The sequence below is a fragment of the Streptomyces nitrosporeus genome, from assembly GCF_008704555.1.
In the GTDB taxonomy this organism is placed as follows: domain Bacteria; phylum Actinomycetota; class Actinomycetes; order Streptomycetales; family Streptomycetaceae; genus Streptomyces; species Streptomyces nitrosporeus.
Window position 1 is genome coordinate 7407126 of the sequence record NZ_CP023702.1, and the last position, 26013, is coordinate 7433138.

19 protein-coding genes are annotated in these 26013 nt (G+C 74.8%); 6 read left to right on the plus strand and 13 right to left on the minus strand.

Annotated features, from left to right (window positions below):
- Window positions 1-27 precede the first annotated feature (27 nt).
- Complete coding sequence (locus CP967_RS32975) at window positions 28-1080, plus strand: MsnO8 family LLM class oxidoreductase (protein WP_150491478.1); 1053 nt, start codon at window positions 28-30, stop codon at window positions 1078-1080.
- On the opposite strand, the gene CP967_RS32980 is transcribed toward CP967_RS32975, so the two are convergent.
- The 3 genes from CP967_RS32980 to CP967_RS32990 all read right to left on the minus strand — a co-directional run bounded on the left by CP967_RS32980 (window position 1065) and on the right by CP967_RS32990 (window position 3505).
- Complete coding sequence (locus tag CP967_RS32980; RefSeq protein ID WP_150491479.1) at window positions 1065-1256, minus strand: DUF6381 family protein; 192 nt, start codon at window positions 1254-1256, stop codon at window positions 1065-1067. The genes CP967_RS32975 and CP967_RS32980 overlap by 16 nt on opposite strands.
- 121 nt (window positions 1257-1377) lie before the next feature.
- Entirely contained in the window at window positions 1378-2004 is a 627-nt protein-coding gene (locus CP967_RS32985) for an L-threonylcarbamoyladenylate synthase (RefSeq protein ID WP_150491480.1), read from the minus strand.
- A gap of 139 nt (window positions 2005-2143) precedes the next feature.
- A complete protein-coding gene (locus tag CP967_RS32990; RefSeq protein ID WP_150491481.1) occupies window positions 2144-3505 on the minus strand; it encodes an FAD-dependent oxidoreductase in 1362 nt (453 codons plus the stop codon).
- A 307-nt stretch (window positions 3506-3812) separates the two neighbouring features.
- Between CP967_RS32990 and CP967_RS32995 the strand changes: the two genes are divergently transcribed.
- The 5 genes from CP967_RS32995 (at window position 3813) to CP967_RS33015 (ending at window position 7536) form a co-directional block, all read left to right on the plus strand.
- The gene (locus CP967_RS32995) at window positions 3813-4256 is read left to right on the plus strand and encodes a nitroreductase family deazaflavin-dependent oxidoreductase (RefSeq protein ID WP_150491482.1); all 444 of its coding nucleotides are present in this window, start codon (window positions 3813-3815) and stop codon (window positions 4254-4256) included.
- A gap of 232 nt (window positions 4257-4488) precedes the next feature.
- Entirely contained in the window at window positions 4489-5217 is a 729-nt protein-coding gene (locus CP967_RS33000; RefSeq protein WP_150491483.1) for a class I SAM-dependent methyltransferase, read from the plus strand.
- Entirely contained in the window at window positions 5214-5891 is a 678-nt protein-coding gene (locus tag CP967_RS33005) for an ABC transporter permease (protein ID WP_150491484.1), read from the plus strand. The genes CP967_RS33000 and CP967_RS33005 overlap by 4 nt, the downstream gene beginning before the upstream one ends.
- Window positions 5888-6580: an ABC transporter permease gene (locus tag CP967_RS33010; RefSeq protein WP_150491485.1), complete on the plus strand. Its 693-nt coding sequence runs from the start codon at window positions 5888-5890 to the stop codon at window positions 6578-6580. Before CP967_RS33005 ends, CP967_RS33010 begins: the two co-directional genes overlap by 4 nt.
- A complete protein-coding gene (locus CP967_RS33015) occupies window positions 6577-7536 on the plus strand; it encodes an ABC transporter substrate-binding protein (protein ID WP_150491486.1) in 960 nt (319 codons plus the stop codon). Before CP967_RS33010 ends, CP967_RS33015 begins: the two co-directional genes overlap by 4 nt.
- Before the next feature lie 42 nt (window positions 7537-7578).
- Here CP967_RS33015 and CP967_RS33020 read toward each other — a convergent pair whose 3' ends face one another.
- The 10 genes from CP967_RS33020 to CP967_RS33065 all read right to left on the minus strand — a co-directional run bounded on the left by CP967_RS33020 (window position 7579) and on the right by CP967_RS33065 (window position 25966).
- A complete protein-coding gene (locus tag CP967_RS33020) occupies window positions 7579-8508 on the minus strand; it encodes a DUF6807 domain-containing protein (protein WP_150491487.1) in 930 nt (309 codons plus the stop codon).
- Complete coding sequence (locus CP967_RS33025) at window positions 8505-9656, minus strand: Gfo/Idh/MocA family protein (protein WP_150491488.1); 1152 nt, start codon at window positions 9654-9656, stop codon at window positions 8505-8507. Before CP967_RS33025 ends, CP967_RS33020 begins: the two co-directional genes overlap by 4 nt.
- A 112-nt stretch (window positions 9657-9768) precedes the next feature.
- Window positions 9769-10743 carry an acetylxylan esterase gene (locus tag CP967_RS33030; RefSeq protein WP_150491489.1) on the minus strand — a complete coding sequence of 325 codons (975 nt, stop codon included), beginning with the start codon at window positions 10741-10743 and terminating at the stop codon, window positions 9769-9771.
- 168 nt (window positions 10744-10911) lie between these two features.
- On the minus strand, window positions 10912-12822 hold the full coding sequence (locus CP967_RS33035; protein WP_150491490.1) for a hypothetical protein: 1911 nt from the start codon (window positions 12820-12822) through the stop codon (window positions 10912-10914).
- Window positions 12819-16436, minus strand: coding sequence for a DUF5682 family protein (locus CP967_RS33040; RefSeq protein WP_229888449.1), 3618 nt, complete (start codon window positions 16434-16436; stop codon window positions 12819-12821). The genes CP967_RS33035 and CP967_RS33040 overlap by 4 nt, the downstream gene beginning before the upstream one ends.
- Before the next feature lie 5 nt (window positions 16437-16441).
- Entirely contained in the window at window positions 16442-17611 is a 1170-nt protein-coding gene (locus tag CP967_RS33045) for an ATP-binding protein (RefSeq protein ID WP_150491492.1), read from the minus strand.
- A gap of 121 nt (window positions 17612-17732) precedes the next feature.
- Complete coding sequence (locus tag CP967_RS33050; RefSeq protein ID WP_150491493.1) at window positions 17733-22724, minus strand: hypothetical protein; 4992 nt, start codon at window positions 22722-22724, stop codon at window positions 17733-17735.
- Complete coding sequence (locus CP967_RS33055; protein ID WP_150491494.1) at window positions 22721-23575, minus strand: DUF4132 domain-containing protein; 855 nt, start codon at window positions 23573-23575, stop codon at window positions 22721-22723. Before CP967_RS33055 ends, CP967_RS33050 begins: the two co-directional genes overlap by 4 nt.
- Before the next feature lie 225 nt (window positions 23576-23800).
- The gene (locus CP967_RS33060; protein ID WP_150491495.1) at window positions 23801-24625 is read right to left on the minus strand and encodes an aldo/keto reductase; all 825 of its coding nucleotides are present in this window, start codon (window positions 24623-24625) and stop codon (window positions 23801-23803) included.
- Between the two features lie 177 nt (window positions 24626-24802).
- Window positions 24803-25966: an ATP-binding cassette domain-containing protein gene (locus CP967_RS33065; RefSeq protein WP_150491496.1), complete on the minus strand. Its 1164-nt coding sequence runs from the start codon at window positions 25964-25966 to the stop codon at window positions 24803-24805.
- Between the last annotated feature and the right edge of the window lie 47 nt (window positions 25967-26013).

A 26013-nucleotide genomic window follows, 5' to 3' on the forward strand; every position in this document is an offset into this window, starting at 1 on the left:
GTACACCGGCAGCGCGTTGACCAAAGGGTGAGCCCTTTCTCCGCACCTCTCCGGTTCTCCTTCCTCGACCGCTCCCGTACCCGGCAGGGGCACGACGCCCCCCAGGCGCTGCGGGACACCGTCGCACTGGCCCGCACGGTCGAGGACCTCGGCTACCACCGCTTCTGGGTCTCCGAGCACCACTCGGTGCCCGGGGTGGCCGGCTCGGCGCCGACCGTGCTGGCCGCGGCGGTCGCCGCCGCGACCTCCACCGTCCGCGTCGGCACCGGAGGGGTGATGCTCCCCAACCACCGGCCGTTCGTCGTGGCCGAGCAGTTCGGGGTGCTCGCCTCCCTCTTCCCCGGCCGGATCGACATGGGGCTGGGGCGCTCCGTCGGATTCACCGACGGGGTGCGCAAGGCGCTGGGCCGGGACAAACAGGACGCGCGGGCGTTCGCCGGGCAGCTCGCCGAACTGCTGGGCTGGCTGGACGGCACCCAGCAGGCCCACCCCGGGGTGCACGCCCGGCCCGCGGAGGGCCTGCGGATCCCCCCGTACGTCCTGGCCACCGGTGAGGGCGCCGCCCTCGCGGCCGCCGCCGGACTCCCCCTGGTCGTCGGCGACCTCCGCACCCGCGAGAAGCTGGTACGCGCCGTCGACGGGTACCGGACGGCGTTCCGTCCGTCCGCCTGGGCCGACGAGCCCTATGTGATCGTCTCGGGAACCGTGGCCGTCGCCGGGAGCGAGGAGGAGGCCCGCAGGCTCCTGCTCCCCGAGGCATGGGCCATGGCGTACTCCCGCACCCACGGCACGTTCCCGCCGCTCGCCCCCGCCGGGGAGATCGAGAACAGGACCATGACGGACCGGGAACGCGGCTTCTTCGAGAGCGGTCTGCGCGGCCACCTGGCGGGGACCGGGGACCGGGTGGCCGCCGGGCTGGAACAGCTGGTGGAGGAGACCGGCGCCGACGAGGTCATGGTCACGACGAGCACCCACGACCGCGCCGCCCTCGTGGACTCCCTGACCCGGCTGGCCCGCCTGGCAGGGCTCACGGCGCCCGGCACCACCGCACCGGAGGGAGGCGTTCACTCACGCGGATAGATGTCACCGCTCGCCATCCAGCTGACCTGCTCGCTCTGCGCCTCCAGCCGGTCGGCCCGGTCCTGGAGGCGCTCGCGTTCCTCGGGATCCGAGGTGTGCGCGGCGCTGTCCTTGAGTTCCCTGGCCTTGTCGCGCATCTTCCGCGCGCGCCCGTGCAGCTCGTCCGACTCGCTCATGATCACTCCCTGGGGCCGTACGGAGCGGACACCTCCACGGAACCAGCCCCGCGGGGGTGTCCGCATCCCGGGAGGGGAGCGCCGGGGCCACAGGTGACCGGCGCCCCCGCCCGGAGTACGGTCACCCCTGTTCGAAGCGGGAGACGTCCCCCGCGCCCCGGCGCACGATCTCCGGCTCGCCACCGGAGAAGTCGATCACCGTGGTCGGCTCCGTACCGCAGTCACCGGAGTCCAGGACCACGTCGACGACATGGTCGAGACGCTCCTTGATCTCCCAGCCCTGCGTCAGCGGCTCCTCCTCGTCGGGCAGCAGCAGCGTGCTGGAGAGCAGGGGCTCACCCAGCTCCGCCAGGAGCGCCTGGGCGACGGCATGGTCGGGGATGCGGACACCGACCGTCTTCTTCTTGGGGTGCAGCAGCTGCCGCGGCACCTCCCTGGTGGCCGGCAGGATGAACGTGTACCGGCCGGGCGTCGCCGCCCTCAGCGCGCGGAACACGTCGTTGTCGATCTGTACGAACTGGCCGAGCTGGGCGAAGTTCTGGCACATCAGGGTGAAGTGATGGCGCTCGTCGAGGTGCCGGACGGCCCTGATCCGGTCGAGCCCCTCACGGCTGCCCAGTCTGCACCCGAGGGCGTAGCAGGAGTCCGTCGGGTAGGCCACCAGCGCGTCGGACCGGATGCTCGCGGCCACACCGCTGATCGTCCGCGGCTGGGGGTTCTCGGGGTGTACGTCGAAATACTTCGCCATCCGCCGAGTCTAACGGCCCCACCTGCGGCAGAGCGCGAAGCGGCGGCGCCGCAACCCTCGGCCGCACCCCGGCGGACCCGGCGCACGGCGCCGCGCCCCGGCCCCCGGGCGGGAGCGCCGGGGCGCGGCACCGGGAGGCTCAGGCCCCGGAGGCGTCCAGCATGGCCTCGCGCTCGACGACCTTGACGCGCTCGCGGCCCTGTTCGGCGCCCAGCGCCTGCTCGTGGGCGTCCAGGCGGTGCCAGCCCTCACGGGTGGTGTACCGCACGCCGCGCTGTTCGAGGAAGTCGACGACGGCGTCCGGGCCGGGCTCGGCCGGGGCGGGCAGCCGGCCCGCCGCGTGGTCCTCCAGCAGGCAGGCCACCGTCTCGTTGGCGTCGCCCTTGGTGTGGCCGATGAGCCCGACGGGGCCCCGCTTGATCCAGCCGGTGACGTACACCGAGGTCATGGGCTCGCCACCGGCGAGGACACGGCCCTCGGCGTGCGGGACGGTGCCGGAGACCACGTCGAAGGGCAGCTTGGGCAGCTCCTGGGAGTAGTAGCCGACCGCGCGGTAGACGCTCTGCACGTCCCAGTCGGTGAACGTACCGGTGCCCCTGACGTTGCCCGTGCCGTCCAGCTCGGTCCGCTCGGTCCGCAGCGCGGTGACCCGGCCGTCCTCGCCGACGACCTCCACCGGGGACTCGAAGAAGTGCAGGAACAGCTTGTGCGGCCGGTCGCCGACGTCACGGATCGCCCAGTTCTCCAGGGTGGAGGCGACCATGTTGGCCTGCTTGTTCTCCCGGCGGGTCGCGATGGAGCCCTCGTCGTAGTCGATGTCCTCGGGGTTGACGATGACCTCGATGTTGGGGGAGTGGTCCAGCTCGCGCAGCTCCATCGGGCTGAACTTGGCCTGGGCGGGACCGCGCCGGCCGAAGACGTGCACCTCCAGCGCCTTGTTCGCCTTGAGGCCCTCGTAGACGTTCGCCGGGATCTCGGTGGGCAGCAGCTCGTCCGCCGTCTTGGCGAGGATGCGGGCCACGTCCAGGGCCACGTTGCCCACACCGAGCACGGCGACCTTCTCCGCCTCCAGCGGCCAGGTGCGCGGGACCTCGGGGTGCCCGTCGTACCAGGACACGAAGTCGGCGGCGCCGTAGGAGCCCTCCAGGCCGATACCGGGTATGTCCAGGGCGCGGTCGGCGTCGGCGCCGGTGGAGAAGACCACCGCGTCGTAGAAGGACCGCAGATCGTCCAGGTTGATGTCGTTCGGGTAGTCGACGTTGCCGAACAGGCGGATCTGCGGCTTGTCGAGCACCTGGTGCAGCGCCTTGACGATCCCCTTGATGCGCGGGTGGTCCGGTGCCACGCCGTACCGGATGAGACCGAAGGGGGCGGGCATGCGCTCGAACAGGTCGATGGAGACACCCGGGTCCTGTGCGGCCTCCGATTTGAGCAGCGCGTCCGCCGCATAGATTCCGGCGGGACCGGCTCCGACGATGGCGACGCGGACGGGGCGTGTCATGGCGTGTTGTTCCTTAGGGCGAACGAACAGAACGAGCACGAGCAGAGTGCGGCGGGGTAAGGCTTGGCTTACTCCGCTTCCCCCACGGTATGCCCTGCGTGGGAGAGACCGGGGAGCGGGGTCGGTGGATATACCGGAAATAAGTTGATGTAAGGCATTAAGCGGCGACGGAAAAGTGCCGGAATACGTCATCGGTATCCACGGTTCGGACGCGGGCTGTCCACCGCCGGGTGTTCTTCCGTGTTCCACACCACACACGGGACCATCATGGAAACGCAGCGCACCACCGACGAGAGGAGCAGACGCCATGCCCATCGAGGGCGAGTACGAACCGAGCCCGGCCCAGTGGGTCCGTGAACAGGTCGAACTCATCGAGAGCTCCGGCGGCACCGAGGGAACCACCCTCCGGGGGAGGCCGGTCGTCCTCCTGACGACCCGGGGCGCCCGGAGCGGCAAGGTCCGCAAGACACCCCTGATGCGCGTCGAGCACGACGGGGAGTACGCGGTGGTGGCCTCGCTCGGCGGAGCCCCCCGGCACCCGGTCTGGTACCACAACGTCAAGGCCGACCCGCACGTGGACCTGCGGGACGGGACCCTGCGCCAGGACATGATCGCGCGCGAGGTCACCGGCGAGGAGAAAGCCCTGTGGTGGGACCGCGCCGTCGAGGCGTTCCCCGACTACGCCGACTACCGGGCCAAGACGGACCGGGAGATCCCCGTCTTCGTCCTCACCCCGGAGAACGGCGGCTGATCCGCCCGGACCGCACGGAGCCCGTGCGGAGGCCCGGTCGCGCCTCCGCACGGGCCGGCGCGCGGGAGCGGCGGCCGGATCAGCCGGTGCGCCGCCCGCGGGCCGGACGCCTGCCGGGGAGGTGCCGGGCGCCTGTCCGGAAGGTGCCGGGCGCCTGCCCGGGAGGTCCGTACGGAAGGGGCACCGGGGGCCGTCCGGCTCCCCTTCCGGCCGGAGCCCCTACAGTCGGCGGATGACCCGCCCGGCCCGCCCCGCGTACCTCACAGCCGTCCAGGAGTCCTACGACGCCGTCGCCGCCGACTACGCGGCCCGGGTCAAGGACCCGGCGGAACTCGACCCGCTCTCACGCGCCATGCTGCACGCCTTCGCCGAAGACGTCCGCGAGGCCGGCCCGGGACCCGTCATGGACGTGGGATGCGGCCCCGGAAAGGTGACCGCGTACCTCTCCGCCCTGGGCGTGCCCGTCTCCGGGCTCGACATCTCGCCGAAGATGGCCGGCCTGGCCCGCCGCGCCCACCCCGGTGTGCGTTTCACCGTGGGGACGTTCACCGGCCTGCCCTGCGACGACGGCAGCCTCGGCGGCGTCCTCGCGTACTACTCCACCCACCACACCCCGCCCGGCCTGCTGCCGCGGGTGTTCGCCGAGTTCCACCGGGCACTCGCCCCCGGCGGCCGGCTGATGCTCGCCGGACACGTGGGCGACGGCGAACACCTGCGCCCCACCCGGGCGTACGGCGGCCGCCCGGTGTCGTACGAGTCCCACCTGCTGCCGCCGGACCGTATCGCCGGTCTGCTGGACGGAGCCGGACTCACCGTCACGGCCCGGCTGGTGGAGGGGCCCGGGAGCGCGGCGGAGCGCGCAAGCGCCGCCTTCTTCGCGCGCAAGCCCGGCGGCCCCCGGCCCCGAACAGCTGAACAGCACGCGCGGCCCTCCACCCGTCCCGCTGCAATGGACGGGTGACCGCACCCCCCGACGACTGCCTCGCGCGCAACGAGTGGATCTGCGGCGCCTACCTCACCAGCCGGCGCGGCATCCTCTGGGACGCCACGCTCCAGCACCTCCAGCTGACCGCCCTGTCGGTCCTGCTGGGCTGCGCCGTCGCGCTGCCCCTCGCCCTCGCCGCCCGCCACCGCCGCTGGGCGGCGGCCCCCGTGCTCGGCGTCACGACCGTCCTCTACACCATCCCCTCGCTCGCGATGTTCTCCCTGCTGCTGCCGGTGTACGGCCTCTCCGCCACCCTCGTCGTCACCGGACTCGCCCTCTACTCACTGACCCTGCTCGTGCGCAACCTCCTCGCCGGACTGCGCGCCGTACCCGAGGAGACCCGGCAGGCCGCACGCGGCCTCGGCTACGGACCGCTCCGCCTCCTGCTGACCGTCGAACTGCCCCTCGCCCTGCCCGCCGCCATGGCGGGACTGAGGATCGCCACCGTCTCCGCGGTGTCCCTGGTCACCGTCGGCGCGATCGTCGGCTTCGGGGGACTCGGCAACCTCGTCTACTCCGGCATGAACACCTTCTTCAAGGCGCAGGTCCTCACCGCCTCCGTGCTCTGCGTCCTCATCGCCGTGGCCGCCGACCTGCTGCTGCTCGGCGCCCAGCGCCTGCTGACCCCCTGGGCGCGGAGAGCCGTATGACCATCCTCGCCGGCACCTGGTCCTGGCTGACCACCGCCGCCCACTGGTACGGCCCCGACGGCATCTGGACCCGGCTGGGACAGCACCTCCTCCTCACCGTCGTCTGCCTGCTGATCAGCTGCGTCCTCGCCCTCCCCGTCGCCCTCCTCCTCGGCCACCTCGGCAGGGGCGGCGCGCTCGCCGTCAACATCTCCAACACCGGCCGAGCCGTCCCCACCTTCGCCGTCCTCGTCCTGCTGCTGCTCACCCCGGTCGGCTCGTTCGGGCAGGGGCCCACCGTCATCGCCCTCGTCCTCTTCTCCGTCCCGCCCCTGCTGACCAACGCCTATGTGGGGATGCGCGAGGCCGACCCCGACGTCGTACGCGCCGCGCGGGGCATGGGCATGACGGGATGGCAGACGGTGCGCCGGGTCGAACTCCCCCTGGCCCTGCCGCTCGTGCTCACCGGCGTACGCATCGCCGCCGTACAGCTCGTCGCCACCGCCACCCTCGCCGCGCTGGTCGGCGGCGGCGGGCTCGGCCGGATCATCACGGCGGGCTTCAACCTCGCCTCCACCCCGCAGGTCGTCGCCGGAGCCGTACTCGTCGCCGCCTTCGCCCTGATCGTCGAAGGGCTCTTCGAAGCCGGCCGGCGGCTGGTGCCGTACCACTCCCGTGGAAACCGCACCGGTGCGGGGGGCACCGCGTGAGGCGGACCGGCAGGAGGGCCGGCACCCTTCCGGCGCTCCTGCTGCTGCTCACCACCGCCTGCGCCACCGGGCCCAGCCTGGAGGACCGGGGAGACCTCACGGCACCACCGGGCGACAGCAAGCACCTGACCGTCGGCTCCGCGGGCTTCACCGAGAGCGACCTGCTCGCCCGGATGTACGCCCTGCTGCTGGAACAGGCCGGGTACTCGGCGCGGATCCTGTCCGTCACCAACCGGGAGATCTACGAACCCGCCCTGGAGAACGGCCAGATCGACGTCGTCCCCGAATACGCGGCCACCTTCGCCGACTGGCTGAACGCCAGGACCCACGGCCCGGACGCCCCGCCCGCCGGGTCGCCCGACCTGGCCGCCACCATGAAGGCGCTGCGCGCGCTCACCGCGCCCCGGGGGCTCACCGTGCTCCCGCCGGGCCGGGCCGTCGACCGGAACGCCTTCGCGGTCACCGCCTCCTACGCGAAGAAGCACCGCCTGGAAACCCTCAGCGACCTGGGCGCCTCGGGACTGCCCGTCCGGCTCGCCGCCGGGGACGAGTGCGTACGGCGCCCTTACTGCGCGCCCGGCCTGAAGAAGACGTACGGCATCGACATCACCGCCGTCGACCCCAAGGGCGTCGGTACCACCCAGGCCAAACAGGCCGTGCAGAACGGCCAGGACCAGATGGTCCTCACCACGACCACCGACGCCACCCTCGACGACTTCGGCCTGGTACTCCTCGACGACGACCGCCATCTGCAGAACGCCGACCACATCGTCCCCGTGGTCAACCGCGCCCGGGCCGGGAGCGACGGCGTCCGCACGGCCCTGGAGAAGCTCAACACCGTCCTGACCACCGCCGGCCTCGCCCGGATGAACGAGCGGGTGGACAGCTGGCGCAGGCTCCCCGAGGACGTCGCGCGCGCCTACCTGGAGGCCGAGGGCCTCCTCCCCGCCGGCTGACCGCCCGGGCCCGGCGGCCGGGGCCGTCCTGCCGGGCGCGCCTCACCAGGCCAGGGCGTCCAGCCGGGCCGCGACGCGCGCGCGGTCCCACTCCCCGTCCGCGACCAGCACCCGGTAACGGCGGGTCAGGGTCGCCCCCGGCTCCAGGACCAGCTCCTCGTGGAACGCGAGCGACGGGGCGACCGCCGCGTACGGGGAGTCGCGCACGAACCAGTGCGCCGGATGCCCGCCGCCCGCGCCGGTGTGGTCGTTCTCGGGGGAGTGGGCGAAGACGAGCGTCGCGTGCCCGTCCACCCCGTCGTGCTCCCCGCAGTACGCCAGCCAGGGCGCCTGCCGCCCCATCATCCCCGGCCCCTCGGCGTCCGGGCCGAGGACGCGCCCGCCCGCGAAGGCCCGCGGGCCCCGCCAGAACAGCCCGGTGTAGCCGGCGTCCGGGCGTCCCTGCGTCGTCGGACTGCCGAAACGCAGAGGCTCCTCACGCCGGTTCGTCACGGCACACGACCAGGTCAGCGCCCAGCTTCCGTCCGCCGGGTCCACGTCGTGCACCTCGATGCGGCGCGTCTCGTCCGCCCACAGCCCGCCGCCGTACGGATGCCAGGTCAGCCGCTCGGTGAAGCGGGCCCTGCCGTCGCCCGCCGCCACCTCGTCGAAACCCGCGTGCGCCATCGAACCGACGCGTCCGGGCAGCGCGAGGTACCCCTCGCCGTGCACATAGGAGTTCCCGCCCCACAGGTTCTGGCCCGACAGGTGCGACGCGGTCATCTGCAGGCCCTTGTGCCAGCGGTGGTCGTTGGGCCGGTAGTCCGTCACCACCCGGCCCGCCAGGGTGCGCAGCGGATGTATGTACGGCTTCGGGGCCTCCCAGGCGGCCTCGGCCCGGTAGACGTAACTGAGGAGTTCGGCGCCGGTGTCCGCCACCGTCACCGTCAGGCGCTCTCCGTGCCGGTGGACGAGCCCGAGCCCGGCCGTCACGGGGCGGCCTTCGCCGCTCCGCCGGGCGCCCAGCCCGGGACACCGCCGTGCAGGGCGCTGTAGAAGGGATCGCCCGGCACGATCTCGCCGGCCTGGACGGTGGCACCGGTGAAGGCCGCCTTGTAGAGGGCGGTGACCAGTTCGAGGCTCTTGCGCCCGTCGTCCCCACTGCTGCGCGGTCTGCGCCCGGCCCGCAGATCGGCCAGCAGCCCGCGCAGCTGGACCTCGTGCGAACTGGGCTCGTCGGCGCCGAAGTCCTGCCAGGCCGCCGCCTCCCCGGCGGACACCCCCGGTGCGGGCGTGATCCGCCAGTCCGCGTTGCGGTGCCCGTACAGATGGGTGAGCTCGACCGTCGCACGCGCGCAGTCGATCCGGATCCGGCTGACCTCGTCCGGGCACAGCGCGCTGCTGACGACCGTGGCCAACGCGCCGTTCCCGAAACGGACCAGGGCCGTGGAGACGTCCTCCGTCTCGATGTCGTGCACCAGCCGCCCCGCCATCGCGCGGATCTCGGCCCACGGCCCGAGCAGGTCGAGCAGCAGGTCCATCTGGTGGATGCCGTGCCCCATCGTCGTGCCGCCGCCCTCGTCGGCCCAGGAACCCCGCCAGGGAACGGAGTAGTACGCCTGGTCCCGGTACCAGGTGGTCTGGCAGTGCACCACCAGCGGCCGCCCCAGCGCGCCCCGGGCCAGCAGCTCCCGCACATGCCGGGATCCCGAGCCGAAGCGGTGCTGGAAGACGATCGACGCGTACGGCCCGCCGTCCGCGCCCTCCGCCGCCTCGATCGCGTCGAAGTCCTCCAGCGACGGGCACGGCGGTTTCTCGCACCACACCCAGGCCCCGGCCCGCAGCGCCGCCACCGTCTGGTCACGGTGGAAGCGCGGCGGGGTGCACAGCGTCACCAGGTCGGGCCGCTGTTCGGCGAGCATCCGGTCGAGGTCCGTGTACGCGTGGGCGATACCCGCGTCCGCGCGGAAGGACTCGGCGGCGTCCGCCGACACATCGACCGCGGCGACGATCTCCAGCGGCTGCTCGGCCGCGAGTGCCGTCAGCGCGGGCAGATGGCTGACGCGCGCGATCGCGCCGGTGCCGACCACCGCGACCCGTACCGGCCCGCGGCCGGAACCATGGCTGGGCGTGACAAACACCCCCTGAGGTGCGAGGAGAAGGGCGCGCCCACCGGATGGTAAGCGCTTTCTCCGGGGAAATTTAGGCTCCTCGGCGGTATGGGTCAAGAGGGGGACGGGCCGCGCGCGGAGGTCAGGCCTTCAGCAGCCGGGGCAGCCGTGCGAGCTGTACGGCCTGCTGGAACGCGCCACCGCCCTCGTGGTCGTTGAAGTCGTACACCTCGATCTCCTTCTCCGGGTGCGCGTACGCGTTGAACGCGGCGAACACCGTGGACGGCGGGCAGGTCTGGTCCTCCAGGGCCACCGAGAACAGGGCGGGAGCCCGGCCCCGGGCCGCGAAGTGCACCCCGTCGAAGTACGCCAGCGTCCGGTCGGCCTGCTCGGTACGGCCCCGGTGGGTCTTGAGGTAGTCCCCGATCTCGCGGTAGGGCATCCGGTCCGTCATACGGGTGGCCCGGGGGAAGTCGCAGAGGAAGGGGACGTCCGGTGCGACCGCCGCCAGGTCAGGGACCAGCCCGCCGACCGCGAGGGCCAGCCCGCCCCCCTGGCTCGCGCCGACCACGGCGGTACGGGACGGATCGGCCAGCCGGTGCGAACGGGCCGCCTCCACGGCGCGCACGCCGTCCGTGATCAGCCGGCGGTAGTAGTACGTGGACGGGTCCTCTATGCCCCGGGTCATGAAGCCGGGCAGCGAGGGAGCGCTCCCAACGGGGTCCGCGGTGTGGCCGGGAGCCCAGCCGCTGCCCTGGCCCCGGCTGTCCATCACGAAGTGCGCGATACCGGCCGAGGCCCAGAGCAGGTGCGAGTGCGGCAGGCCGCGCCCCCCGCCGTAGCCGATGAACTCCACGGCGACCGGCAGGGGCCCGGTGGCGCCCGCCGGTACGAGGAACCAGCCCTTCACCGGGTGCCCGCCGAAACCCGCGAACGTCACGTCGTACACCTCGACCGTCTTCAGGCCGGTGTCCGTCAGCGGCTCGAAGCGGGCGTCCAGAGCGTGGGTCCGGGCCTCGTCGAGCGTCGCCGACCAGAACGCGTCGAAGTCCTCGGGCTCGGCCGAACGGCTGCGGTAGGTGCGCAGTTCGTCGAGGGGGAGGTCGAACAGGGCCATGCGGAACCGCCTTCTGCCAGGGGAGTGAGGAGATGATCACACCGTATGGCAGGGGGCGAGCGCAATGGCCTCTCTGTCCGTGGACGGGCCGCGGAAGCGGAGACCGGTACCGGGGCGGGGCGGCGGGCGGCGGTCGGTACCAGGGGCGGGGGACGGCGGGGGCGGGGTTCAGGTGCCGGGGGCGGCGGCCGGTACGTCCTCCCACGCCGCGGCGCACAGCGCGCGGTCGATCTCCTCGGTGTACCGGGCGGCGGCGAGCCACACGCGCGCGAACCGGCCGGCGTCGGCCGGGAGCAGACGGCCGAACGCATCGCGGGAACGGTCCGCGGCCCCCGCCCGCAACGCCTCCAGGAGCTCCGCCGCGGTGGCCAGACCGTGCGCCCGCAGACGGCGGCCGTCGCCCGCGTCGCTCCCCGGGAAAGCCAGTACCCGTCGCCCGCCGGACACCGCCTGGTGGACGCGGCGGCGCAGCAGATGCAGCGGAGCCCCGTCCGCCGCGGGCGGCACGGCCACCCCGCCCGCGGGGCGCGGGGCGGGCAGATCGGCCTGCTGGAGCCGGTCCAGCCCCATGTCCACGCGCCTGGCCCGGTCCGTGGGGTGACTGCTCGCCAGGAGCAGGGCACGCGGATACGGCGCCGGACTGAGCCGGGCGATCACCCGCAGGCGGCTCCCCACCGCGCCGGCCAGACGGCGCAGGTTGTCACGGTGGGGGAGCCCCGGGTCGTCGTGGGCGGCGGCCAGCCGCACCGTCAGCCCGCCGCAGCCGGCGAGCAGGACGTCACCCGCCGCCTCCCGTGCCGTACCGAGGACGGTGACGTCCAGGAAGAGCAGACCGTGCCCCTCGCCGTCCAGCGCGCGGGCGATCTGGCCGGCGACGGGCGCGGCCCACAGCCGGTCGAGCGGAGGCTCGTCCCAGCCGGCGCCGGACGCCCGTACCGCCCGTACCCTCGCTCCCGCCCCGAGCCTCCCCGTCGGGGACACGGTGGCGCCGGACACCACGAGACCGGCCCGGGACAGCTCACGGTGCGTCAGGGACGTGTCGCCGACACGCACGGCGCGGTCGGCCGCCCCCGTCGCCCGGCCCACACCCCCCGGCGCCACGTCCGGCACCGTGAGGAGACGCCCCTCGGCATCGGCGGTCCAGGTCACGGCCCCCGCGTACCCGGTCGCCGTGAACACGGGCTCGCAGAAGAGCCCGTACAGGCGCAGCGACCCGTCCGGCGCGTACCGCCGGCGTGCGGTACCGCGCAGGGCCGCCAGCTCAGGACCGGCGGCCGACGGCACCCGGTGGGACACGGACAGGGTCTCGCACAGCGCCGTGACGAGATCGGCGAGGCGGTAGGCCGGGTCGGCGCCACGGGCCGCGCGGAGCGCGTTGACCGCCGAGACCGCCGAGGCCGCGGGCCGGGGGAGGCCGGCCAGCCGGGCGGTGTGCGAGGCCCGCAGCAGCCCCGCCTGGAGCACCGCCCCGGAGCCGTCGGCACCCGCCTCCAGCACCGCGGCCGCCGCGTCGTACAGGGCGCCGGCCGCCTCACGCTGGTCCGGTGCGGCCACCTCCCCGGCCGCGGGGCCCGTCGCCCCGGCGGGGTCCGCCCGGTCCGTTTCCTCCGCCCGGTCCACCCGCCCCGCCGCACCCGGACGGGGCGGGGCTCCTGATACGGCGGAGGCCGGCGGGGCCCCGGCCGGCGGCATTCCGGCCGCCGGAGCACCGTTGCCGGCACCGGAGTCCGCGCTCGTGTCCGTGCCCATGTCCGTGTCCGTGTCCGTGACTGTGTCCTCGTCGGCTCCCGGCGCGGCGACCGGTGCGGCCGAGGCCGCGGCGGCGCGGTGCAGACAGGCCGGGGCCAGCAGACAGCCGCAGCGGATCGCGTCCGCGCTGCGCACGGCGCCGTCCGGCGCGTGGAGTTCGAGGCGGGTGGCGTCGTCGAGGACTATGGACACCGTGTCGCCGTCCCGGACGACGGGCAGACCGGCGAGTCTGCCGACACCCGCGTCCAGCCGCTTGCCCAGCCGGGGCGGCAGACCCGCCACCAGCTCGGCGGTCACCGACGGGGCGACGGGCGGAAGGGCCGTGTTCAAGAGATCTTCTCCCCTACCCAGCGGGCGAGTTCGAGCGGGCTGAGAGCGGCCACCGGCATGCCCGCGGCGACCAGCTGCGCGGCGACGCCGGTGGAGTACCGGGGGCGGCCCGAGTCGTCGAGACTCGCGCAGCCCAGGACATGGCACCCCGCGCCGGCCAGGGCGCGGACCTCGGCGAGCAGACCGCCGACCGGATAGCCCTCCTCGAAGTCGCTGATGACCACGACGAGGGTGCGGGAGGGCACCGTGACCAGCTCACGGGCGTGCCGCAGCCCCGCCGCGATGTGCGTCCCGCCGCCCACGCTCACCTCCAGCAGCAGGGACAGCGGATCGTCCACATGGCCGGTGAGGTCCATGACCTCGGTGGAGAAGGCCAGGAAGTGGGTGGAGAGGGCGGGTACCCCCGCCAGCACCGAAGCCGTGAGCGCGGCCCAGATCGTGGACGGCTCCATGGAACCCGACACATCGGTCACCAGCACCAGCCGCCAGTCCGCGGCGCGGCGGGCACGGGTGCGGAAGACCGGGCGGTCGGGAATCACCAGCACCGTGCCGTCCGGTCCGCGCCGTGCCGTGGCCAGGTTGGCACGGAGCGTCCGGGGCAGGTCGAGACCGCCACCGGGCCGTCTGCCCGGTCGCGGCAGCACGCTCCCGTGCAGCGCGGGGCGCAGCTGTGTGGTCAGTTGCCGGGTCAGCGCGTCGACCAGCCGGCGGACGAGCGGGCGCAGCGCGGCGAGCCGGGCCTCGGGCAGCCCTCCGGCGTGCCGGAGCACCGAGCGCAGCAGGTCGACCGACGGCCGTACACGGTCCGGGTCGAGCTCGGCGAACACGTCCCGCCGGCCCGCCGAGGCGGCCGCGGCCAGCACCTCCTCGCGGATGCCGGGCCCGAACAGGGCGGCCAGCTCCTCGGACCACTCCCGCACACCGGGGTAGGGCGCCTCGCGGCCGCCGCCGCCCCGGCCCGTGACGGACAGACCGCCCCGGCTCCCCTCACCGCGCCCGCTGCCGTAGAGCTCGTCCAGCGCGGTGGCCAGCCGCCCGGCCCGGCCCGGCAGGCCGCCGGTCCGGCGGCCCAGGACGAGGCGCCAGCGGTCGGCCGGCGCTATCCGGTGCTCCCCGTCCGGGGCGGTACGGCGTCCCCCGCCGGGGGCACACCCCCGACCGCGGACGTCCCCGTCGCCGACGGGGGAGCCGTGGTCCGTCCCCCGCGCGTGCGGCGGGAGCAGATCCAGGGCCTCCAGCACCTCGCGGGCCGTCAGGTCCGCCGCGGTCCAGGCGGCCAGGGCCGCCGGGTCGACCGGACCGGTGTCCGCCACGAGACCCTCCCCCAGACGCTCCTCGACGACGTCCAGAAGACGGTCGCGGGCAGCGGGGCTGAGTGTGTCGAAGCCGCCGCGGAGGGCGGGGAGCCGGTCGAGGAAGTCCCGGTCGGACAGTTCGGACACCCGGTCGAGCAACGGCTCCAGCGCGGGCGCCGCCGACTCCAGCAGGGGTCCCGCCGCGCTCAGGAGCCCGGTCAGCCGGGCGGTGAGGGCCGCCCGGGACTCCGGGCCGTACGCCGTGTCCAGCCAGGCCGCCGCCCGGAGTCCCAGCTCGGCCGGTTCCGCGTGGCCCAGCAGGACCCGTACGGCACCCGCGGCGCCGCGCATCAGCGGGGAGCCGTCGGCCGCGAGCCGGGCGAGGGACTCGGTGAGCCGTATCCCGCCCAACGGGTCCGCACGGTGCGCGAGTTCGAGCAGGGCGTGGGCGTCGGCGGGGTCCTCGGCGCCGGCCAGGCCGTCCACCTGGCGCACCGCCGCCGCCGTCAGCGACCCGGCCACCACGTCCGCCCGGCGGGTCCGGTCCTCGTCGGTGTCCAGCCCCGGGACGTGGCCCGCCCGCAGCCGGTCCAGCAGGCTCAGCGCGGCCAGGAGCTCGGGCAGGGTGCCCGAACCCGGCAGCACCTCGGCGACGTCGTCCAGCCGCTCGGCGGTGAGGACGGGCAGGCCGCACCCGGCGGCCCGTTCCAGACCGTCCAGGGCCTGCGCGGCGGTGGGCCCGCCCTCCGCACGCTCGGCGCGGCGCCGTCCGCGCAGCACGCCTTCGGCGGCCTGTGCGGGGGTGATGCCCCGGACACCGGCCGCGGTCAGCATGGCCGCCGTGGCCGGCGTCCAGCGCACCTCCCAGCGTGAGGTGAGAGCGTCCGCCCCGCCCGCGCCGACGACCTCCTTCGCTTCGGCGTAGGGCACCCCGCACACCGAGAGCCGGCGCAGCAGCAGCTCGCGGCGCCGGTCCAGCTCGGACCGGAGCGGATCGAGCCGCAGGTCCCGGGCCGGGCCGGACCCGGAACCGGCCGGTCCGGGGAGCCCCAGAGCGGCGGCTTCCGCCTCCACCGCGGGGGCGAGACCGCTGCGCGGTGCTTCCGGCGCGGGCCGCCCGGTCCGCGAGCCGACCAGGACCTTCTCCATCGCCAGGGCGACGGCCCGCCCCCGGCCGTACGGCTCGCCCTGGGCCAGGACCGTCTGGACCGCCTCGACCAGCTCACCCCGGCCCGCGGCGGGCAGCCCGCGCAACCGGGCCAGGTCCCCCGCGAACCGGGTGATCTCCCGGGCGTCGGCGGGGCCCGACGGATGGCCCAGTGCCCGCAGTCCGGCGCAGATCCCCACGGCCGCGCGCGTCAGCGCCTCCTCCAGCGCGGCCGGGTCACCCGCCGCCTCCAGGACCAGATGCTGCCACTCGGGATCGCGGATGCCCGCCGGATACCCGGAACGCTCGTCGAGGAGCGCGTAGGTGTAGGGGATGAGGGACGCCGTCCAGACCGGGCCGTCCCCCGGCGCCCGCGGATCCGGCGAAGCCTCCCCGGCCAGGCCGGCAGAGGGCCCCTCGGGGCGGCGCCCGCCGGCGGGCGGTCCCGCCTGGGCCGCGGGCACCAGCGCCGGCGCGTGGAAGGCGCCCACCACCATCGCGGCCCGCTCACCGCCCGCGGTGGCGGCGGCCAGACAGGACCGCATCCACCGCTCACGCCGGAGGTCCAGCGGACCGATCCCGTGGGACGCGGCCGCGTCCTCCCGCAGCGCCCACCCCGTGAGCAGGGCGGCCCTGCGCAGCGCCTCCGGCGGCGACCCCGGTGCGGCGGCCTCCACCAGCCGGTCCCACAGATCGTCACCGGCCCGGCCGGTGAGACCCGCGCGCAGGGCGGCGGCCGGCCCTGCGGTGTGCTCCCGGCCGCCGGCTCCGTGTGCCGGTTCCGCTTCCGACGGCTCCGCCTCCTCACCGGCCCGGCCGGCCAGCGGGAGGTCGCAGGCGACCACCCGCACACCCCGCCGGGCGGCCCAGCGGACCGCGGCCAGCTCGGGTGAGAAGTCGGCGAAGGGATAGAAGGCGGGACCCCGGCCGTCGTCGGGAGCCGCGGCCAGGGCGACCGGCGCGCGCGTCTCCTCGTGCGCGAGCCAGGGCAGCCACTCCTGCAGATCGGCCGGGAGCTCGACGAGCAGCACGTCGGGCCCGGCCCCGTCGAGGAGCGCGGGCACCACCGCGGCCAGGGACGGCGCGTGGTGCCGCACACCGATGAGGTACGGCGCCGCCGGGCCGGTCAGGGCGGCGAGGGCCGCCTCGGGGGAGACGGGGGCGAGGGACACGGCGGTCAGTCCTCCAGAACCGTGCGCAGGTCCCACAGGGTGCGCCAGGTCGCGGCACCCTGTTCGGCACGGCGCCGCACCGGACCGTCCCAGTAGCCGCGCAGCCGGGCGGCGTCCGCCGGATCGTCCTTGCGGACCACACCCAGCAGATGACCGGGCAGCAGGCCCAGCACATCACGGTCACCGGGGAAGTACGCCGACGCGAGCCCCAGCGCACCGGCCACGGCCACGGCCTCGGCCGTGCTCATCACCGTCGAGGGCCGCTCGACCTCCCAGCCCTCCGCCGACCGCCCCTCGCGCAGATCGCGGAAGGCGGTGACCAGCGCCTCCAGGACGGCGTCGTCCACCCGGAAGGCCGCACCGGCCCGCTCCACGGAGGCTCTGGCCTGGGAACGCACCAGCGCGGTCTCCGCGTCGAGGTCCGGGATGGGCCCCACGGTCTCGAAGTTGAAACGGCGCTTGAGCGCGGCGGACATCTCGGACACGCCCTTGTCACGCAGGTTGGCGGTGGCGATGAGACCGAACCCCGGCACGGCGTGCGCCAGGGCGCCGTCCGTACCCGCCAGTTCGGGGACCGCGATACGGCGCTCCGACAGCAACGAGACGAGCGAGTCCTGCACCTCCGGCAGGCAGCGGGTGACCTCCTCGACCCGGGCTATGGCCCCCCGGTTCATCGCCGTGAGCACCGGGGAGGGCACCAGCGCCCGCGGACTGGGCCCCTGCGCCAGCAGCAGGGCGTAGTTCCAGCCGTACTTCAGCTGGTCCTCGGTCGTGCCGGCCGTGCCCTGCACCACCAGCCCGCTGGTCCCGCACACGGCGGCGGACAACAGCTCGGACAGCATCGACTTGGCGGTACCGGGCTCACCGACGAGCAGCAGGCCGCGCTCACCGGCGAGCGTGACGACACACCGTTCGACCAGGGCGCGGTCACCGACGAACTTGCCCGCCACCACGAGCCGGCGCGGTACTCCCGCGGGAGCCCCGGCCTCGTCGGGCAGCTTCAGGGCCTGCCCGCCACTGCCCATGACGAAGGTGACGACGGCCCGCGGCGTGAGCCGCCAGGAGGGCGGGCGCGGCCCGGTGTCGTACGTGGCGAGGAAGGCCAGTTCCGTCGCGTACAGGTCCTCGGGCGGCACGATCTGCCGGGTCGCCCCGGCAGCGAGGGCGGTGGTCATCAAAGGGGGCCTCTCTGGGTGGTACATGGGGCGGTACGGGGACGGGTGGTGCCGGCCGGTGCCGGCCGCGGGGACCCGGTGCCGCACCGGGCACCGGGCCGTCCGCCGGGGCGGGCCGCACTCACCGGCGGCCCTTGCGGGCGCTGCGGGTGGTGAGCTGTTCGTACGCCGGCGCGTCCTGGGCGAGCACCCGCTCCCAGGCGCGTGCGAAGAGCTCGGCCACGGGAATCCACGGCACGGTCCGCTGGTGGGCGTGGACCGGGTAGAGCCCTTCCTTCCAGCTCTCCACCGGCAGGGCGGGCGACTTGAGGTCGAGCCAGCCGCCGGGCAGGAAGAGGGTCCGGCCGGCGCGTGAGCGCTTGGCCTCGACGACGAGGCCGGTCGCGGCCAGTTCGGTACGGGCCTTCTTGGCCCGTGCCGGCTTCCAGCCCGTCCACAGGGCGCGGTTGCGGTCCGTGGGGTCCGGCAGAGCCAGCAACTGGAGGTAGAGGGCGGCCGCGTCCTCGCCCACTCCGTACGCCGCCGCGACCTCGGCGACGAGCGCGGGCACGCTGACCGCCGGGTCCTGCGCGTACCCCGCCGGCTGCCCGGCGCCCGCCGCGACGGCCCGGGCGAGACCGTCGCCCAGGACGGCCCGCAGCGCCGCCGGCCCCTGGGCGCGTCCGGTGCCCGTCAGCCCTTCGAGGAGGCCGAACACCTCGTCGTCGGGGCCGGAGAGACCGGCCGGGCGGACCAGGACGGTCTCGGCGTCCCGGTACCAGGGCCGCAGGACGAGGGCCTCGCCGATCCGGGTGAAGCCCTGGGCGTCGGCCCCTCCCGTGGCGGGCATCCCGTACGCCTTGCGGAGCTCGGCGGCGGTGTGATGTCCCTGCTCCGTCCACTCGACGCCCAGGTCGAGCAGCAGTCCCGGGTCGGCGACACGACGGCGCAGCGCTGCCAGGGAGTCCGGCAGCGTCGCGCGCAGCGGGTGGCCGTACGGCAGGGCGTAGGCGAGCGCGGCCAGGGCGCCGGCCGCGTGCTGGACCGCGTGCCGGCCGGGAACGGCCGAGGGGTCGTCGGCGACCAGGTCGCCGTCCTTGTCGTGCCGCTGGACCGTGGTACGGCTCAGCCAGGGGGTGTGCCGCGGGTTCAGCACCGCCTCCGCGGCGGCGGTGTCCACCGTCGTGAGCTGCCCGGCGAGGTCCTCCGGCAGGCGGACCAGATGGCCGAGCCGCTCCGAACAGACGAGGCCGGCCGCCGCGGTGTCCGGGCCCGAGGTCCACAGACCGGCGGGGTCGGCGGGCAGCAGCGAACCGACGAGCGCCAGCAGGTCCCCGCCGCCCACCGAGCCGAGCAGTCCGTCGCCGGTGTCCAGCTGACGCTGTTTCAGGCCGATGGTGCCGAGTTCCGCCGCGGCCGGCCGGTAGGGCAGGGCGGCGAGGAGCACGGTGCTCTGGAGCGGGCCGAACCGGCCGTCGGTGGCGGTCTCGAACGCCTCGGCCGCCTCGGGCCGCCAGGGGGCGGGGCCCTTGTCCCGGACCAGCCGCACGACGGCCGCCAGATGCCCGGCGGCGATCGCCGGGGCGTGCCGCACCTCGTGGTCCAGGGTGAAATGGGCGACCGCCCCGAAGACCCCGGACGGGTCGTGGTCCAGCGCCAGCCAGTTGACCCGGTCGTGCTGCGGGTCGACGTTCCGGCAGCCGAGCACGACCACGGTGCGCCCGCCGAGACGCAGCACCTGCCCCGCCCGCTGCTGTTTGCCGCGCGGCTCACTCAGCACGACCTCCCGGAGCACCCCTTGGGGAGTGGCGAGCGGCCCTTCGAGGATCGCGTCGAACAGCAGGAGGAGCCCCTCGCGCCGGGGCGTGTCCAGGGAGGGCGAGGCCGCCCGGTAGGCGAGCGGCCGCAGCGCGGAGAGAGCGTGCGTCCATCCCATGCCGATGTCGGGGACCGTGCGCTCCTCGCTGCGCCAGCCGCCGTCCAGGACGGCCGGCCGGCCGTCCTGGGGCAGGGGCCTGCCGTCCGCGGGCTTCCCGGACAGCACATGGTTCACCGCGCGGACCTGGCGCAGCACGCTCCACCGCGCGGTACCCCACCAGCCGCGCATATCGGCCATCCGGGACGTCGCGTCGTGCAGCACGCGGTCCTCGCCGTGCTCGGGCGCGTAGTCGGCGAACATGCCCGCCGTCCGCCGGGAGGGCTTCGGCCGCTCGGCCTCGGGCGCCGCGAAGGCGGCCGCCGAGCCGGCGAGGTGCAGAGCCGAACGGACGAGGGAGCGGACACCACTCAGCAGCGCCCCGTCGAGGCCCGGCAGGACCCCGGCCACCGCGTCCGCCGCCACCTTGTCCGCGGAGGGTACGGCGGCCACAGCGGCCTTGTCGGCCCCGGCGCGGGTCAGCGCCTCCTGCCGCTCGGCCAGTGCCTTCCCGGCGGTGCGCAGCAGCTCTTCCGCCCGCTCGTCGGTCAGGGAGCGCAGCACGGCCGAACCCTGTTCGTCGCGCGGACGCAGCGCGTGCCAGAAGGCGGCCGGCGGTACGAGCCGGGTGCCCGCGGCGAACTCCCCGCCCCGCTCGCACGGCGTGAACCTGCCGAGCAGCCCGTCGCCGGAGTCCGCCTCCCCGGCGAACAGGCCGATCTGCTGGTGCAGCAGTGCGGCGGCCGGCGCGGCTCCCCCCGGCAGCCGCAGCGCGCCCAGAGGGATCCCCGCGCTCCGGCCGGCGCCGTCCGCGCGCAGGGTGACCGTCCTGCCGTCCGGTGTCCCGGCCGTCGTCCGGGCCTCGGCGCCCTCGCCCTCCCTGCGCACCCAGCGGCCGAGCACCACGCCGTCCGTGCCGAACGGGCTCTGCTCCAGACCGGGTTGCAGGGGCAGCACCTCGCAGGAGTCCATGAGCAGGGTGGCGCCCTCCCGGACACCGGAGCCCAGCAGGGCGGGCAGGGACGCGCGCCCGTGGGTACCGGTGGCCGGGTCGTACTCCAGCCACAGGGTCTGCCGGCCCTGCCGGCCCCGGCGCCAGAACGTCGTCCCGTCGCCGATCACGGCACGCCGGGACGGCAGTTCGGTGTCGCCCGCGTGCAGCGTACGGCCGCCGGTGGCACGGCCGCCGCCGGGCAGCGGGAGGGAAACGGGGTGGACGTCGTGCCCGGACCACCAGGCGTCGAACTGCTCACCGCCGAGGGTGAACACCTCCAGGGGGCGGGACGACCAGTAGGCCGACTGCTTGCTGCCCTGCCGCCACGCCACCAGCAGTTCCCCGTCCACATAACGGAACCGGGGGCGCTGCCAGCGGTCGAGGTCGTCCGGGAGGTGCAGTTCGTGTTCGAGCAGCACCTCCCCGGGGCCGACGACGACCGCCTTGCGGCGACGGGCCAGGATCAGCGCGGGCCAGGCCTCGTGGACGCCCAGGGTGTCGTTGTCGCCCTTCGCGGCTTCGGCGTCGAGCAGCCGCAGCGCCTTCTCCAGGGCGGGCCAGCCCAGCTCGTCCAGGATGCCCGCGCGCAGGGTACGCCCCAGCAGCGGCGCGAGCGGGTGCCCGGCGGTGCGCGCGACGGCGGCGGGGGCGACCGCGGCGGCCACCTCGCGGAAGGGCCGCATCCGGTCGAGCGCCGTGCGGGCGCCGGGCAGGCCGGCCGCGCGGGTGTACGTCCCGGCGGCTTCCTCCAGCCACTCACGGGCCACCTCCCGGAGCACCGGGTGCTCCGACAGGGCGGTCATGACCTTGCCCGAAGCCCTGCGGCTGTCCCCCAGCGCGCCCACGGCCCGGTGCAGCAGGGCACGGAAACGGGTGTCGGCGGCGGTGGCGGTCAGATCGCGCCGGGCGGACGCCGCCGCGTCACCGGGGAGGAGCCAGTGCTCCAGCGCCAGATGCACGTCCACGTCGTCGGCCGGCAGGGTGAGCGGAACGCCTTCGGCCACGCACAGGTCCAGCAGGTCGAGGTCCGCCCCCGCGTGCCACCGGCCGGTGAACAGGTCGACGGGCCGCCCGTCGGCCCGCAGGCGCGGGGCCATCCGTCCGACGAGCGCCAGGGTGGCCGCGGACGGGCGGGACCAGGACGCGCCGTGCTTACGGTGCAGTGCCCAGCGGCTCAGCCAGTCGGCGGCGTCCACCCCCTGCTCCTCACCGGCCGGTGAGGTGAGGAGGGCCTCCGCACCGCTCTCCGCCAGCACCGCAAGCCAGAACTCGTCGTCCTCCAGGCCCCGGCCCAGACCGGTCGGCATGATCTCCAGCAGCCGGGCCCGCACGGCCGGCCGGTGCCCGGCGAGGACCGCGAGCGTGGACCGGTAGGCGGTCCAGAACGAGGCCGGTGCCCGCACGGCGGCCGGAGAGGCCAGCAGATCCGCGACGAGCGCGCACTCCTCGGTCACCCGGTCCAGGCCGGCAGCCCTGATCAGCCCGCGGGCGTCCTGCGGCAGCGAGGCGTACGGCGGCATCCCCGCCGCACAGCGCTCCACGGTCAGCTGCCGGAACTGGCCCCACGCCGTGGCGGCGTCGAGCCGGCGGGTGAGGTCCTTCACGTACTCCTTGAGCGCCTTGACCGTCAACGCCCCGGCGAAGGCGAACTCCAGGAAGACGGCCCGCTGCCGCTCCTCGTCGACCGCGAGCGCGTGCACCCGCTCGGCCTCGCGCGCCTTGCCGAAGAAAGCGGACGCGTACGTCGTGTTCTCGTACCGGAGGAAGACCCGCGCGGCCTGCTCGTAGAACGTCGGCAGGAAGTGCGGCACCGCCCGGCCGAGCCGCGCCCCGAGGGCCTCGAAGCCCTCCTTCGCGTTGCCCGGGCGGGACTTGGCCTGGCGGGCGAGCCGCTCGACGTCCTTGACCAGGGCCAGTGCGTGGTGCCCGTTGGCCGGGTCGTTGACCAGCGCCCAGGCGGGGAAACCGAGGGTCTCCCGCCGCACCTGCCCGACCTCGGGCGTCTTCGCCTCGCGGGCCAGACCCAGGAACTCCAGCGCCAGGTCCTCCGCCTCGCCGAGCGTGCCGGGCACCAGCCGGACCACGCGCCGGCCGTCCAGGGCGGGATGGCCGTAGGACCGTACGGTCAGCGTGTCGGCGTCCTCACGCGTGGTGGCACCGGGGAGCAGCACGGCCCCCGCCTCCAGCAGCGCGGCCGCGGCGGTGTCGTCGTACGTCGTGCTCATGCCGCCTGCTCCTCGTCCTCGATGTCCCGCCCGGCGTACAGGGACGCCGCCATCCGCATGCCCTCGGACCAGGCCACGGGGCCCACCTGATCCAGCCTCAGCGTGCCGCCGGAGGGGCCGGCCCAGGCCAGTGGACCGGTCTCGGTCTCCTCGTAGCTCTCGTAGTCACCGATCCACACGCGGGCCTCGGCCGTGCGGCCGTCCTCCAGGACGGAGCACACGGCGTGTCCGCCGCGCACCCGGTATCCCAGCTGGGCCGCCCTGCCGTGCAGGAAGCGGAGCTCCTTGAACGAACCGCCCGCGTAGTCCTCGACCTGGGTGCTGCGGGCGTCCACGGCCGCCGGACGGTGCCACACCTCGCGGAAGAGCTGCTGGGCGCGCTGCTCGACGCCGAGTTCGACGGCGAACTCCCGCAGTTCGGCCAGGTCCTCCAGGAGGACCGGGTGGGGGATGTGCACGGTCTCGGGCGTGATGCGCACCGTGTCCCCGTCCAGGTCGACCAGGCCGAGACCGCGCTCGGGGTCCGCGTCCCTGAGGAAACCCGCGACCCTTCCGCCGGGGCCCGTGACGACGAGGTCGCGCAGCGCCGCCTGCCAGGCGGGATCCGGCCAGACACGGGCCACCACGGCAGACGGCACGGGCAGCGAGCGTGTCATCCACCGCTCGACGTCCGCCAGGCACTGCCGCTCGTGCCGTTCGAGCCACTCGGCGAGCTGCCGCAGCCCCACGACCGCCGGATCGTCCGCGAGCCTGGCCGGAACGGACTTCAGCCTCCGCCCGGCCGCGTTGCGGCACACCACCTTGCCGTCGTCGAGGGCGATCTCGTAATCGCCCGCCGCCACCCACCCCATCGGTGCCTCCCCGTACCCGCAGTGATCAAGTGACGGGAACTCTAGGCGAGGCCACTGACAACGCCGGGCGGCGGCCGGGACCCGGCCGGGGGAGGGGCGGAACGCGCAAGCCCGGAGCGGGAAGGGGGCGGGGGCGGCGGGCGGTGCGGACGCGCGCCCGGCGCCCGTACCGGCCGCGGGCGGGCGGACGTGGCCGGCAGGGGGTCAGGGGCGCTGCCGCACGGGTCAGTTGAACTCGTCGGGGTCCGGGCCGGTGCGCATACCGCGGTCCAGACCGGCGATCGCTTCCATGTCGTCGGGCGTGAGCTCGAAACCGAAGACGTCGATGTTCTGCCGGATCCGGGCGGGCGTGACCGACTTGGGGATGACGATGTTGCCGAGCTGGAGGTGCCAGCGCAGGACGATCTGGGCCGGTGTCCTCCCGTGACGCGCGGCGAGTGAGAGCAGTACCTCGTCGTCGAGCAGGGCGCCCTGGGCGAGCGGGCTCCACGCCTCGGTGGCGATGCCGTACTCCTCGTGCAGGGAGCGCAGTCCGCTCTGCTGCAGACCGGGGTGCAGCTCGATCTGGTTGACGGCGGGGACGAGCGAGCCGGTGTCGATCAGCCGGCGCAGATGGGCCGGCTGGAAGTTGGAGACGCCGGCGGCCCGGACCCGGCCGTCGGCCACCAGCTTCTCCAGGGCGCGCCAGGTGTCGGGGTACAGGTCACGGGCCGGGGTGGGCCAGTGGATCAGGTAGAGGTCCACATGGTCGAGACCGAGCTTCTCCAGGCTGGAGTCGAAGGCGGCCAGAGCCGCGTCGTAGCCCTGGTCGGCGTTCCACAGCTTGGTGGTGACGAACAGCTCCTCGCGGGGGATCCCGGACTCCGCCAGAGCCCGGCCGACCCCGGCCTCGTTGCCGTACACGGCGGCGGTGTCGATGGAGCGGTAGCCCGCGTCGAGCGCGGCGGCGACCGCCGCGGTGGTCTCCTCGTCGGGGACCTGGAAGACGCCGAAGCCGAGCTGGGGGATGGTGACGCCGTTGTTGAGGGTGACGGTGGGTACGGAGGACATGGTGCTTCCTTCCTGGGGACCGGGACAACCGGTCCGCGTGCGGTGGTTGCAAGCGTAAACAATAATTGCATGCGCGGGTTAATGCCAAAAGCGGGCCACCCGCTCCCCGGGTCGGAGCCCTCCCCCCTCCGCCCCCTGCCTCACGCCCGTGCCCGCCCGGTCATCCGTACGGTCCCCCTACACGTCCGCGACCGAGTCGAACCGGACGTCGTCACGGCCGACCCCCCGCGCGTCCGCGTCGACCGAACGCCTCAGCGCCTCATGGAGCTTCGCCGGGGTGAGCACCCCGAGGAAGCGCGCCCCGTCGAGCACGGCCACCCACCCCGCGTCGTGCTGCAGCATCTCGCCGAACGCCTGCTTCAGCGGCGCGCCTACCGGCACCCACGCGTCCATGCGCCGGGCCGGACCGCTCACCGTCCCTCCCTCCCCGGCGTCCCGCAAGGCGTCGGCCGACACCCACCCGTGCAGCTCGCCGTCCCCGTCCAGCACGACGGCCCAGCGCGCGCCCAGGCCGTCGAGCCGCGCGGCCACCGTGTGCGCGGGCTCGTCGAGCCGCGCGGTCGGCGGCTCCTCCAGGTCGTCGGGCTCGACCGCGGTGACCGAGAGCCGCTTCAGCCCGCGGTCGGCGCCCACGAACCGTGCGACGTACGGTGTCGCGGGCGCGCCGAGGACCGCGCCCGGCGTGTCGTACTGCTCGATCCGCCCCTGCCCGAACACGGCCATCCGGTCGCCCATCCGCACCGCTTCCTCGATGTCGTGCGTCACCAGCAGCACGGTCTTCCCGACCCTCGCCTGCAACGCGAGGAACTGGTTCTGCAGGTGCTCGCGCACCACCGGGTCCACCGCGCCGAACGGCTCGTCCATCAGCAGTACGGGCGGATCGGCGGCCAGCGCCCGGGCCACTCCCACCCGCTGCCGCTGCCCCCCGGAGAGCTGGGCCGGGTAGCGCGGACCGTACGTCTTCGGGTCCAGGCCCACCAGGTCGAGCAGTTCGGCCGCGCGCTCCCGCGCCCGGGCGCGCTTCCAGCCGACGAGGAGGGGGACGGTCGCCGTGTTGTCCAGTACGGTCCGGTGGGGGAAGAGGCCGGCCTGCTGGATGACGTAGCCGATCCGCCTCCGCAGCTGTACGGGATCGATGCCGGAGACGTCCTCGCCGTCCACCAGGATCCGGCCCGACGTCGGTTCGATCAGCCGGTTCACCATCATCATCGTGGTGGTCTTCCCGCAGCCCGAAGGGCCGACCAGGGTGACCAGTTCACCCCGCTCCACCTCGAAGCTCAGGCCGTCGACCGCGCGGGTCCCGTCGGGATAGACCTTGCCGACCTGCTCGAACCGGATCATGGATGCACGCTAAGGGCTGCCCCGCCGTTCCCGGTGGATCAGCGCGC